Raw genomic sequence first — 12,703 nt, 5'->3', positions numbered from 1 at the left:
TGATTGCGCTCATTCAATCGCAGGTGCCGAACCAACTCCAGGGTCGGGTGCTTTCCCTGCTGAGTACCGTGATGGGCTTGGCGGCCCCGCTCGGGCTCGGCCTGGCAGCACTGCTAGGCATGTTCATTGGCGTACGGGGGATTTTCATCGTCGGCGGATTGGCCTCGGCGACCATCTGCTTGCTGGGGTTCGCGCTCCCCGATCTGCTCAGGATCGAGGATCAACCACTCAGGGCCGAGCGCACCCATGCGGCTAACGTGAACCTAGCCGATAGGCACTAGCCGATAAACCCGGCAAGGGGCTCTGAGCGAACCAGGTTCGCTCAGAAAACCCTTGCCCGTTGAGCCTCATGCATAATCAGCCTTCGCTTCGCTCACGGTCTGCGGTGGTCGACGGACGGGCAGATCCGTCGCGCCGCGCAGCATGATAGGCATGCGTCAAGGGTCATTGGGATCGCGGATGTTTACGCTGAGGGCGACATCGACGTATCGGTCTCCTGGTCGATGTGAGCTCCAAGATGCTCCGGCGTGGCTGATGCCTACGGTCTGGCCGCTTGCTACGCTTCAAGGAGTAAGCGCTGCGGCTGTCGCTTCCGCGTGGGTGAGGTTTCTGGGCTTGAGCGCCAAACCGCCCAATGTACCTGCTACAAAGAACAGGAGGTAATCGAACACATTGGAAGACACATTCCATTGCACCCGATTTGCCGAAGTATCTTGACAAACCTCCGTCATCTGATATAGTAACTAGTAACTAGTAACTAGTAACTAGTTACTAGTTACTAGTTACTAGTTACTATATTGGTGTGAGGGTGTGATGGAAGAACGACTACTTATCCTGGGCCTGTTACGCAGCCACGAGATGCACGGCTACCAGCTGCACGACGTCCTGGCCGATCGCGCAATCACCGCGGTCCATCTGAGCAAGGCCAATGCCTACAAGCTGCTGAACAAACTCGCTGAGGAAGGCCTGATTGAGGCTTCGGAAGAGCGCGAGGGCAATCGCCCGGCTCGGCGAGTCTACCGCGTGACGCTTGCGGGCGAGGCGGCCTTTCAGGCGATGCTCCGGCAGTTGCTCGCCGCATACATCGAACCGGAGTTCCCCAGTATCGCGCCCATGAATTTCATCGGCGAGTTGCCGCCAGCGGAAGCATTGGAGCTGTTGCACCGGCGCCGCACCCAACTTGGCGAGCGGATCACGCAGCTCGCGAACATCCCCGAAGCCGATCGGGTCGCCCATCTGAGTGTCGATTTCTTTTTCCACGTTTATCGCGTCGAACAAGCCTGGCTTGATCGGATGATCGAGCGTATCACCAGAGAGGTTGCGCAATGAACAAGCGACTCGCTGCCGTGTTGAAGGTTTTCGGAGTGGTCGTGTGTGTGCTTGCGATTCTTGTCGCTGTAGGCCCGTTCTTGATCCCGGTCGCGCCGCTTGAGGGATTGGGGTCTGCGGCCGAGGCCGCCCAGGCGGAGAGCGATTTTGTTACCGTGCCCTTCGCGGGCACCGACGGAATCGAACTGCACTACCTTGCGAAACAGACTCCAGCCGGCACTGCTGAGACGACGTTTGTGCTGCTGCACGGCTCGGTCTTCAACGCCTACACCTGGGATGCCACGTTCGACTTCTTCGCTGAACAAGGTCGGGTGATCGCCTATGACCAGATTCCCTACGGGCTGAGTGAGAAACTGGTCGAAGGCGACTGGAGCGGGCCGAATCCCTACTCCGCCGATGCTGCCGTCGAGCAACTCTTCGCCCTGCTCGACACGCTTGAAGTAGGCAAGGTGGTGCTGGTGGGCAATTCCTACGGCGGGGTTCTGGCGGTGCAGGCTGCCCTGGCCCGGCCCGAACGGGTCTCCGGGTTAATCCTGGTCGATCCGGCGGTCTATGTTCAGGAGGAGATGCCGGCCTGGTTGATGAATCTGCCGCAGGTGCGCCACGTCGGGCCGCTGCTGGCCCGCGAGATCGGACAGAGCGAGGACTTTATTCGCCAGACCTATCTCGACCCGGAGCAGATCAGTGCCGAGCGCATGGATCGCACCTTGATCCATACCCAGGTTGCGAATTGGGACAATGCCCTCTGGGAATACCTGCGGGTCTGGGGCACCAATTCGTCCGATTACAGTATGCGCATACCCCAGATCAGCCAGCCGGTACTGGTCCTCAGCGGCGATAGCGACACCGTTGTGCCGGTCGAGCAGAGCCGACGGGTCGATGCCGAGCTTCCGCAATCTGAACTGGTCATCCTGGAAGCCTGCGGGCATGTACCGCAGGAAGAGTGCCCGGACCTGTTCGAAACAGCCGTCGCTGATTGGCTGAGCCGTCAGGACTGGTAATCAAAGGAGTGCCGGGGCTGTTCGTTGCGACAAAACCGCAACGAACAGCCCCGGCGTTTTGTTTCCGGAGCGAAGCTCCGATCGCCCACGTTTCTCCAGGCTATCTCTTATCAACAGTAGCAAAACGAGGAATACCGATCTATAGAGGTCAAAGACGCTGATGTAGCCGCGGTTGCTCGTCATTCCCTTGCCCCGCAGACCATCAACCAGCGCCTGAGTGAAGAGCGTCAGCCGACCGCGTCCGTTGCAGGGCGGCAAGTGTTTTCATAGCTTGTTCGGCGTGATCGATGGGGATAAAGAGGTGGTCGTGGTAGGCCCCTGCAATGATGTTGCAGCTGAGGCCGTCATTGCGCAGGGCGGTGGCGATGGCGGCGGTGAGGCCGACTGCGTGCAGGTCGGAGGTGACGGTCAGGGTGATCCAGGCGCATCGTGCGAGGATGGGGAGCTTGGCTTCGTGGGCGGCGGCTTCGGTGATGACCAGTGATTGTCCTTCGGCTTCGTGGATCGAGGCGATGATCGGCGCTGGTGCAACGATGGTGCCTTCGGGGACGCTGGTGAAGACGTAGACCCCTGGGTGCAGGTGCGGGTTGAGGGTGCTGAGCAGGGTTGTTAGATCGGCGATGGGGGTAGAGGGGGCGCTGCTCGGTGGTTGGTGTGGGTGTGGTATCGTCGCTGGTGCGTTCTGTTTGGTGGAGGCCGGAGCAGCGGCGGTGATGGTCGGTAGCTCGCTGTGGTTATGGTGTGGCAGTGTAGTGCCCTGGGGTTGGGGCGAGGGGGCGCTGCCTGTTGATGGAGTCCAGCGTTCGCTGAGATGGATGGTCGCGTGCCAGAGGTGCCGTTGGAGTGCGGGATTGTGGGCGTGACGGGCGGCGGTGGCGTGTTTGGTGCGGTCGAAGTAGGCCCCGCTGAGGCCCCGGAGCTCGGGGGCGGTGGCGAGGTGTCTGACACTGTGGGCTGCTTCGGCGGCGGTGAGCATAAAGTGCCGCATCAGGTTGGTCATCAGCGGATAGATGCGGTTTCCCTCGGGCCAGAGATTCCAGATGTTGGTGTCGACGTGTCCGGGGTGGACGACGTTGACGGTGATGCGGGCTGGATCGAGTTGGGCCGCAAGCTCTTGCGTCGCGTAGACCTGGGCCAGTTTTGAGCGGGCGTAGGCTTTGAAGCCAGCATAGCCACGTTCGAGTTGCAGGTTGTTGAGGTCGAGGCGGGCGTACTTATGGGCGTCAGAGCCGACGTTGACGATGCGTGCCGTTGGGGCGGCGTGCAGCAGCGGCAAGAGCAGGCGCGTCAAGAGGAATGGCCCGAGGTAGTTGGTGGCAAAGGTCAACTCGAAGCCGTCGGTACTCTCTTCGCGGTTGAGGCGAAAGGTACCGGCATTGTTGATGAGCGTGTCAATCCGTGGGTAGCGCGCGGCCAGTTCGGCGGCACAGGCATGAATCGCAGCGAGTGAGGCGAGATCGAGGTGGATCGTGTCGATCTGCTCGTTGCCACTCGCGGCGATCAAGGTGGTACGCACGGCTTCGGCTTGCGCCAGATTGCGGCAGGCAAGCACGAGATGCAGCTGGTGATGCGCAAGGAGGCGGGCTGTTTCGTAGCCGATGCCGCTTGTCGCCCCACTGATTACGACGATTGGTTTTTCGTTTGACATAAGAATACTCCAGGGGGATGTCACGTTTACCGTCCAGATGCAATACCTTGCAAATAAGCTCACGCCAAGCCGCCAAGGGTTAGCGCACCTCCACGAAAAACGTTGCGCCTTTGCGCCTTTGCGTCAAAAAACCGCCTTATTTGTAAGGTATTACGTCTAGATGAAATCTCAACGCCCTTTGCGTTTTTGCGTCAAATGATCAGAAAGCATCGTTGCTAGACTCATCATTAGTCTGCCAACGATGTTTCCCAATAGTTTGCCGCAAAGAACGCAAAGAACGCAAAGAACGCAGAAGGTCGGAAGACCTGTTTGGGGCGCAGAACGACAAGGAAATGCCGTTCCTCATGTGAACACGTACGACGGACAAGATTTAGGATACGAGCATCAACGCCAATGGCGTATGTTCAACGCGACGGAGTTTCAGCTAAGGTTGCCCGCGCTGCTTCAAAGAGACTGACGAGACCGCGTGCAGTTTCGGCGGCGCGAAACTGCGGATTCCACGCTTCGCCGGAAAGGACATCGCTGATGACAAAGCCAGCGGCGATCTCGACCTGGCGGAGGTGGGCAACGGCAAAGAGGGCCGCTGTCTCCATTTCGACGGTTAACACACCTTCTTGTTGATAGTGGGCAATCTCGGCGCGGGTTTCGCGAAAGGGCGCATCGGTTGTCCAGGTTGAACCGCGAGGAGGTGTGAGGCCATGCTGGTGCAGGGCAGCAGCGAAGTCTTCGGTCAACTGGTGCGTAGGGAGGGCTGGTGCGTGGGGGTCGGCCAGATAGTGATGCGACACGCCCTCATCGCGAATCGCCGCGGTGCAGATCGTCAGGTCGCCCACGGTCAGATTGGGGGTAAGACCACCGGCGGTACCAATATTGATAAAGCGACGAACCCCCATCGCCACGAGCAATTCCATCGTCATCGCCGCAGCGGGTGCGCCAATGCCAAACTCAGCCGCGAGCACGACTGAACCCCCGGTCGAAGGGAGCGGATAGAGCATCCCGGTCACACATGGAATGCGTGAGGGTTGCTCGGTGTCTACGACGTGGCGTAAGAGGGCACGTTGGTAACAGAAGATGGCTGCGGCAGGCTGCAAAGAGCCAGGGGCAAGCCCGACGTTGCGGAAGTAGTCGAGGTGATCCTCTGGGCTGAAATGGGCTGGTGAGTCGTGTTTTGCGGGGTGCCGCGGAATGGGCATAGTGCATCTCCTTCTTGCGACCTAATCTTTTTAGTATAGCCCTTGTTGCAATGAGAGGCAATGGCGCTTGACAGCTTGCCACTTGCCCGTTATGATGGTGTCTAATAGACACTAATAGCGAGGGGGCGTCATGCGACTAGAGGATCGGCGTACGGCTGAAGGCATTCTCTTTACGGATCAGTATCAACTCAGCATGGCCCAGCTCTATTTTCGCCAGGGCTTGCATGAGCAGACCGCACAATTCGATCATTTTTTTCGGCGGTATCCTGATTATGGTCTGCATGCTGCCGGTTATTGCATCAGCGCCGGGCTCGCCTGGCTGGTTGACTGGATGCAAGAGGTGTCCTTTCGTGAGGAGGATCTCGCCTATTTGCGTGCGCAACGCAACGCGACGGGTGGCCAACTCTTTGGTGATGATTTTCTGGCCTATCTGAAGGGCTGTGGTGGTTTTGGCAGTCTCAGCCTCTGGGCGATTCCCGAGGGACGGGTGGTGCATCCTGGGGTGCCGTTGAGCATTGTGCGTGGCCCGCTCGCCATGGCGCAGATCCTCGAAACGGCGCTGCTGAATCAGCTCAATTACCAGACCCTGATTGCAACCAAGGCGGCGCGGATCCGTGAAGTGAGCCGGGCGAGCATGGTGCTCGAGTTCGGGTTGCGGCGAGGCCAGGAGCGTGGGGCGAATGCAGGGACACGGGCGGCGCTGATTGGCGGGGCCGACTTTACCTCGAATGTTGGGCTTTCAAGTACGCTCGGTGTGCCACCCAAAGGCACCCACGCTCACTCGCTCGTGCAGGTCTTTCTGGCCCTTGGGTCAAGTGAATTGGACGCCTTCCGCGCCTATGCCGAGGTCTATCCTGATGATTGCCTCTTGCTGGTTGATACAATCAATACGCTTGAGAGTGGCCTGCCCAATGCGATCCGCGTCTTCGAGGAGTTGCGGGCAAAGGGGCATCGTCCGGTCGGTATTCGCCTCGACTCGGGTGACCTGGCCTATCTCGCAATCCAGTCGGCCCTTTTGCTAGATCGGGCGGGCTTCCCCGAGACGGCGATTGTGCTTTCGAGCGATCTTGACGAACTGGTGATCTGGCAGATTCAGACGCAGATTGTCGAAGAGGCGCGGCGCTATGCGGCTGATGCCGACGCGATTCTGCGTCGTCTGGTGTATGGGGTTGGAACACGGCTGGTGACGTCGCATGGCGAAGGTGCGCTGGGAGGTGTCTACAAATTGGTGGCGATGCAGAGCGGTGGAACGTGGCGACCCGCGATCAAATTGGCCGATACGCCTTCCAAAATAACTAATCCGGGGCTCAAGCAAGCCTGGCGGATCTATGATGATCGTGGTCAGGCGACCGCCGACCTCTTGACGCTAGAGGAAGAAGATCCGACGAAGGCCGAGCGGCTCGTCTTGCGGCATCCCAGCGATTATACCCAGCAACGCATGCTGGAACGTAAGGATTTGCGGGCCATCGAGCCGTTGCTGGTTCAGGTCCTGGATCAAGGGCAACTTGTGGCCCCGCTGCCGACGCTTGAGGCGATCAGGGCGCAGCGTGATCATGACATTGCCGGCCTTGATGTGGGGGTGCGGCGCATTATGAATCCCCATATTTACCATGTCTCGTTATCGCAGTCGTTGTGGGATCTCAAGCAGGACTTGCTTGCGCAGTTGAGGCAGGGAGTATGAAGAAGCCAGTCGTTTTTTTGACCCGCCGTTTGCCGACGGCAGCCATGGAGATGCTCGCGGCGGCGTGTACCATCACCCTCTGGGATGACGAGGTGCGCCCGTGCCCTCGTGAGGCCTTGCTGGAAGGAGTCGCCGAGGCCGAGGGCGTCTTGACGCTGCTCACAGATCGGGTTGACGACGAATTGCTGGCTGCGGCACCGCATCTGCGGATAGTGGCCAACATGGCGGTTGGCTATGACAATCTTGATCTTGCGGCGTGCCGGAGGCGGGGGGTGCAGGTCAGCAATACACCTGGCGTAGTAACGGAAACAACGGCGGATCTGGCGTGGGCGTTGATGCTTGCCGCCGCCCGGCGCATTGTTGAAGGGCAGAAATTGATCGAAGCGGGCGGATGGGGGCCCTGGTACCCAATGCAGATGGTCGGGGTCGATATCTATGGAACCAGGCTTGGTGTGGTAGGTGCCGGACGCATCGGCCAGGCCGTATTGCGGCGGGCGCAGGGGTTCGGCATGGCGCTGGGCTACCATAACCGTACGCCCAACTCCGAAGTCGAAGCGGCTACTGGGGCGACGTACCTTGCGCTTGATGAACTGCTGAGCAGCAGCGACGTTGTGGTGGTGACGGTGCCCTTGAGTGACGAGACCCGGGGCATGTTCGGGGCACGCGAATTTGCCTTGATGAAGCCGACGGCGATCTTTGTGAATGTAGCGCGTGGCCCAATTGTGCGCGAGGCTGAACTGGTGGCTGCCCTGCAAGCCGGACGGCCGCAGGCTGTCGGCATTGACGTCTTTGAGCGTGAACCAATTGGCCCTGATCACCCCCTGTTGCGCCTGCCCAACTGTGTTGCCGTGCCGCACATCGGGAGTGCGACCGTCGCAACGCGCACCCGGATGGCGACGCTCGCCGCCGAAAATGTAGTGGCAGTCTTGACGGGCAAGCCCGCACCGTCGCTGCTGAACCTGTAACACCTTGGGCATAACGTGTTGACGCAAAGGCGCAAAGCTGCGTATGCAGATGCATCAGACCTTAGCGCCTTTGCGCCAAAAACACGCCAGGCCGCTGAAGCTGACCTGGCGTGTTTGCTCCTCAACCGTGGTTGAGAATTTACGGCCCATGCATGGGCAACCTGGTCAGGAAGGTTGCCCATGAGAGCGTCTGAACAAGGCGGGGCTCGCCGGGGGCATAGATGAGGCGTGGAGCAACACAGAAGCAGGTATAGAGCGGATCGGTGGTGGGTGCATCTGGGCGCTCTGCCTTGAGAAGAGTTGTTTCGTCGAGCAGTGCCTGATCAACAAACCCGTGTGGACGTGAGAAGTATGGCTTTAAGAATGTCATAACCCTTCTCCTTCTTTTTCCAGTTGACCACTCGAGCTTGAAACGAGTGCCCAGACTGTGCTAGAGTGTGTTGGGTTGACATGCTTAGGATACCATGATCAAGAGGAAAATGCTACTATCACAAATGCGGTTCCGGTTGTTGCTGCTGCTGCTGGTGTTGCTGCTCTTGTTGAACAGTTGCACCCCATTTGTGGCTGCCCAGCGACACGATGTGGCGCAAGCTGCTGCCCTGTTGGAGCCAGCGGCACTGGCTGTGGCGCAGCCTTCGACTGTTGTTGCCGCGTACGAGCAAGCATTCGCTTACCGGCAAGCCAAACCAACGCCGACCCCTGTTGCCCCATTTACAGATGACCCCTTTGTTGCGGCCCAGGTCGCGGCGATGTTGCCTGCGTATGTGACTGATCTCGAACAGGCTGCGGCCTGGGAGCGTTACACCATTGTGGCGGCGCTTAGCCCTGATCAGCAGCGCGTGCGTGGCACAGTCCAGATCCTCGTCACGAATCGTACGGCACAACCGCATCCGCGGCTTGTGTTTCATCTCTATCCAAACCATCCTGATTTTGGCGGGCGGCTTGATGTCACGTCGGCGACGATCAATGGCGTACCGGTGGCGTCGGGGACGGCCTATGATGATAGTCTTTTCTGGCTGGAACTGGCTCAACCGTTGCTGCCAGGGGCGACGGTTGACGTTGACATGAGTTTTGTGGCGCGGACGCCGCGCAATGCGAGTGCGCGCACTTTTGGTGCCTTCAACCAGGAAGCTGGCCTCTGGTCAATGGCGAATTTTTATCCGATCCTGGCGCGTCAAAGGGCTGAGGGTGGTTGGGACGAGCGCCCCATCGAGAGTCGGGGCGATTTTGTGGTGAGCAGTACTGCCCTGTATGATGTGACTATTGATGTGCCGGTTGACTGGACGCTGGTGACGACAGGGGTTGTGGTGGCGCGTGAAGCCGTCAATCCTGGCGTGCGGCGCGAGCGTTTTGTGAGTGGCCCACAGCGCGAATTTTATCTGGGGGCAACCCGTGGGTTGGCGCAGGTCAGTGGCGACGTCGCTGGAACCCGCATTATCAGCCACTATCAACCGGCCCATGCTGCGGCGGGCAAGCGTGCGTTGCAGGTGGCTGAACAGGCGCTGCGGATCTTCAATGCACGGTTTGGACAATATCCGTTAGCTGAACTTGAAGTGATTGAAGGGGCGATGACCACCTTCCTGGGGATGGAGTACCCGGGGGTTGTCTTGATTGACCAGCAGCTCTATGCCCGCAATGCGCGCGGGCTCGAGACGACGGTGGCGCATGAAATCGCGCATCAGTGGTGGTACAGTCTGGTTGGCAACGATGCGCAGGGCGAAGCCTGGCTGGATGAAGGCATGGCGAGCTACGCACAAATTCTGTATTATGAGGGCATCGGTGCGTTTGATATTGCCTTGAGTGAGCTCGAAGGGTTTCGCGATATGTACCGTCAGGTACGCGAGCGAGGGCGCGATGTCCCGTTGGCAACCCCACCTTCGGAGCTCAGGGGCATCTATGTGCCGATTGTCTATGGCAAAGGGGCGCTCTTCTTTCACGCCTTGCGTGCGGAGATCGGTGAAGCGGCGTTTGCCCGGTTTCTCCAGAACTACTATGCTTTTGGGCGCTACCGCGATCTCGTTGGTGACGACCTGTTGCGGGTGGCCGAAGAAGCCTGTGCGTGCGATCTTGCCCCATTGTATCGTGACTGGGTTTTGACGGCAGCGCCTGTTCTTTAGTGGGCCTGCGATGCCCAAATCTGACCTCGCGGTAGGGCTGTGGGTGCCGCAGGCACCCACAGCCCTACCGCGAAGCAAAACTATCCCCAGGGGTAGGGTATGTGCGTGGCGGTGATGGTATGGTTTGATCGGGATTCTGTCTAGTTATGGAGTTTGCAATGATGCGAATGAAAACACTTGGCTTTGCCCTCTTGCTTGCCGTTGCCATGATCGTGACGCTGTTTGGCCCAGGTCATCCGGTGGCGCTTGCCCAGAGCGATGAGCGCTGTTTTGCCGAGACGGGCTATTGTATTAGTGGTACGATTCGTGAATACTGGGAACAGAATGGCGCTCTGGCGGTCTTCGGGTTGCCGCTTGGCCCCCAGCAGGCGATGATGGGCGAAGATGGGGTCATGCGTCAGGCGCAGTGGTTTGAGCGCCACCGCCTTGAAATCCACCCGGAGAATGCGGCCCCGTACAATGTGTTGCTTGGGCGCATCGGGGTGGATACGCTTGGTCGCCAGGGCCGTGATTGGCAAAGCTTCGCACGCCCTGATAGCGCAGCCGAGGCCGATGCCGAGCGCTGTGCCCTCTTCCGCGAGACAGGCTTCATTGTCTGTGACGAATTCCTGACGGCATTTCGGAGCTATGGCCTGAACTTTACTGGGCGGCCTGGCATTACGTTTGAAGAGAGCCTGGCGCTCTTTGGGTTCCCCATCTCGCAGCCGATGACTGAAGTTATCGAGGGCAAAGAGTATACCGTGCAGTGGTTTGAGCGGGCGCGCTTCGAGTTGCACCCCGAAAATCGGCCGCCGTTCAATGTGCTGTTTGGGCGCCTTGGTGCCGAGACCATTGAGGCTCCGGCAAGGGCTCTTCAGCGTGGCCCGTGGCAACTCGTGGCTTTTGGCAATGTCAATGCGCCGCAGGCGGCGTACGCTGGTCAGGCTTCCACGCTTGCCTTTGATGGGGAGCGTGCGAGCGGCTCGACCGGGTGCAATACCTTTGGTGGAGCGTACACGGTCAATACCAATCAATTGAGCTTTGGCCCGTTGATCTCGACCTTGATTGCCTGTGCCGAGCCGACGGTGGATGCGCAGGAGCAGGCGATCTTTGCGGCCCTGCAAAATGTGCGTTTGTTCACGTTGGCGGGCAACGATCTGCGGATCAGCTATGATGACGGGCGGCAGGCCCTGGTCTATCGGAATATCGGTGCGGCGGCGCTCGAGGCTGGTGCGTGGCAACTGGTTGCGTTTGGCGATACCAATGCGCCTCGCCCTGCTGCGGAAGAGCCTGCCACGATCATGTTTGACGGGATGCGCGTCACGGGCCGCACGGGTTGTAACAACTTCAATGGTGGGTACAGCCTGAACGGGACAACCGCGACCTTCCAGCCGTTGGTGACGACGCTGGCGTTGTGTACGAGCGATACCCTGGCCGCGCAAGAGCAGGCGGTGCTGGCGGCGTTGCAGGGTGCGCGGCCATTTGCCATTGTCAACAACGAGTTGCGCATTGCGTATGATCAGGGTCGCCAGACGCTGGTCTATCGCCCGAGTGCGACTCGGCAGAGTGTGGTAAGTGGCACTGTGACGTACCTGCCACGGATTGCCCTGTTGCCCAACGCGATTGTTCAGGTACAACTGGTGGATATCTCGCGGGCCGATGCCCCGGCGGTGGTCTTGGCGAGCGACACCTATGTGTCGGGTGGGCAGCAGGTACCTCTGCCCTTTGTTTTGCCCTTCAACCCGGCGCAGATCAACCCGGCCTACACCTATGCGGTGCAGGCGCGGATCACGATTGATGGCCGGCTGAGCTTTATCTCGACGACCCAGAACCTGGTGATCACCCGGGGGAACCCGACGACGCTTGAGGTGCTGGTGAGTCCGGTGTAATGTGATTGTTGCATGCGACCTCACAGGTCTTAACGACTTGTGAGGTCTCATTGGCGCTCACCCTGAACGTTTTTGGCTGGCGATGCCCGATTCCCCCCACCCCCAACCCCTCCCCCACGAGTGGGGAGGGGCGTTTTCGCGCCGCACCATGAGGTGTTTGCACGCCCCGCCATGGTGCGAGAAGGGGCATGGGGGTGAGGGAGAGAAGGCATTGGGACGCGATCTGACTTGCATCGTGCGTGACCCCAAGCCTGAGGAGGATGATGATATGAGTGATGGACGTGGATCAGCGGCCCCTTCGGCGCGGACGATCCTGTTTGAGGTTGGGGGCGCGATCCTGGGTGGCATACTTGGAGCCGTGGTGATTGGTGGATTGATTTATCTGGTCGCGGGCTTGCTTTTTGCTCAGCAACTCGGTATGGGTTTGTTGACCGTGGGCGTGTTGGGGGCCTCGTTTGGGTTTGGGATTGGGGCCGGATTGGGGACGGCGCTTGTTGGGCGGGCGTTTCAACAGGGCGGCAACCTCTGGTTGGCCCCGGTTGCCGGCGGCCTCTCGTCGGTGGTAGCCCTCTTTGGGATGCGGTTGCTCAACCTGGGTGGTTTGGGCGAACTGTTGATTGTTGGCCTGCTACTGCCGCTGGTGGTGGTGGTCGTCGTCTATAATCTGCAAACGAGGCGCTGAACTGATCCCGAGCTAAACCCAATACTTTTCAAAGATACCGTTGGCAAACTTGGCCCTCTTGAGCGATACTACTGGTATGGGCAGTCGAACGTTGGCCCAGTGAGGAGGGAGTGCGATGTCGCTGAAACCACAACCGTCGCGACCGATGCCAGAAGATCTGGCACGACTCGGTGAACTGCTCCTGCCTGCGGAGAGTCCCTACCGTCTGATTGGCGAGCG

10 protein-coding genes and 1 pseudogene are annotated in these 12,703 nt (G+C 59.4%); 8 read left to right on the top strand and 3 right to left on the bottom strand.

Annotated elements, in window-relative coordinates:
* From EKD05_RS26115 to EKD05_RS23835, 3 genes and pseudogenes are all read left to right on the top strand, one after another.
* Positions 1-281, top strand: a pseudogene (locus EKD05_RS26115) (MFS transporter); the annotation flags it as partial.
* A 532-nt stretch (positions 282-813) separates the two neighbouring features.
* On the top strand, positions 814-1,329 hold the full coding sequence (locus EKD05_RS23840; RefSeq protein ID WP_240695915.1) for a PadR family transcriptional regulator: 516 nt from the start codon (positions 814-816) through the stop codon (positions 1,327-1,329).
* Positions 1,326-2,330, top strand: coding sequence for an alpha/beta fold hydrolase (locus EKD05_RS23835; protein WP_129677855.1), 1,005 nt, complete (start codon positions 1,326-1,328; stop codon positions 2,328-2,330). Before EKD05_RS23840 ends, EKD05_RS23835 begins: the two co-directional genes overlap by 4 nt.
* 202 nt (positions 2,331-2,532) lie before the next feature.
* Here EKD05_RS23835 and EKD05_RS23830 read toward each other — a convergent pair whose 3' ends face one another.
* Positions 2,533-3,978 carry an ACT domain-containing protein gene (locus tag EKD05_RS23830; RefSeq protein WP_129677853.1) on the bottom strand — a complete coding sequence of 482 codons (1,446 nt, stop codon included), beginning with the start codon at positions 3,976-3,978 and terminating at the stop codon, positions 2,533-2,535.
* A gap of 404 nt (positions 3,979-4,382) precedes the next feature.
* The gene (locus EKD05_RS23825; RefSeq protein ID WP_129677851.1) at positions 4,383-5,171 is read right to left on the bottom strand and encodes a nucleoside phosphorylase; all 789 of its coding nucleotides are present in this window, start codon (positions 5,169-5,171) and stop codon (positions 4,383-4,385) included.
* Positions 5,172-5,301: 130 nt separating this feature from the next.
* Between EKD05_RS23825 and EKD05_RS23820 the strand changes: the two genes are divergently transcribed.
* Positions 5,302-6,852 (top strand): nicotinate phosphoribosyltransferase, encoded by a 1,551-nt coding sequence (locus EKD05_RS23820; RefSeq protein ID WP_129677849.1) that lies wholly within the window; start codon positions 5,302-5,304, stop codon positions 6,850-6,852.
* Positions 6,849-7,817 (top strand): D-glycerate dehydrogenase, encoded by a 969-nt coding sequence (locus tag EKD05_RS23815; protein WP_129677847.1) that lies wholly within the window; start codon positions 6,849-6,851, stop codon positions 7,815-7,817. The genes EKD05_RS23820 and EKD05_RS23815 overlap by 4 nt, the downstream gene beginning before the upstream one ends.
* Positions 7,818-7,956: 139 nt before the next feature.
* Here EKD05_RS23815 and EKD05_RS23810 read toward each other — a convergent pair whose 3' ends face one another.
* Positions 7,957-8,187: a hypothetical protein gene (locus EKD05_RS23810; RefSeq protein WP_129677845.1), complete on the bottom strand. Its 231-nt coding sequence runs from the start codon at positions 8,185-8,187 to the stop codon at positions 7,957-7,959.
* Positions 8,188-8,296: 109 nt separating this feature from the next.
* Here EKD05_RS23810 and EKD05_RS23805 point away from each other — a divergent pair, with 109 nt between their 5' ends.
* The 3 genes from EKD05_RS23805 (at position 8,297) to EKD05_RS23795 (ending at position 12,484) form a co-directional block, all read left to right on the top strand.
* Positions 8,297-9,934, top strand: coding sequence for a M1 family metallopeptidase (locus tag EKD05_RS23805; RefSeq protein WP_240695914.1), 1,638 nt, complete (start codon positions 8,297-8,299; stop codon positions 9,932-9,934).
* A gap of 158 nt (positions 9,935-10,092) precedes the next feature.
* Positions 10,093-11,802 (top strand): META domain-containing protein, encoded by a 1,710-nt coding sequence (locus tag EKD05_RS23800; protein WP_129677843.1) that lies wholly within the window; start codon positions 10,093-10,095, stop codon positions 11,800-11,802.
* Positions 11,803-12,070: 268 nt separating this feature from the next.
* Positions 12,071-12,484, top strand: coding sequence for a hypothetical protein (locus EKD05_RS23795; protein ID WP_129677841.1), 414 nt, complete (start codon positions 12,071-12,073; stop codon positions 12,482-12,484).
* Positions 12,485-12,703: the final 219 nt, after the last annotated feature.

It is taken from the genome of Candidatus Chloroploca sp. Khr17 (genome assembly GCF_004138165.1).
In the GTDB taxonomy this organism is placed as follows: Bacteria; Chloroflexota; Chloroflexia; order Chloroflexales; family Chloroflexaceae; genus Chloroploca.
The sequence above is the reverse complement of the archived record's forward strand: the minus strand, read 5'-3'. Positions and strand labels throughout refer to the sequence as shown.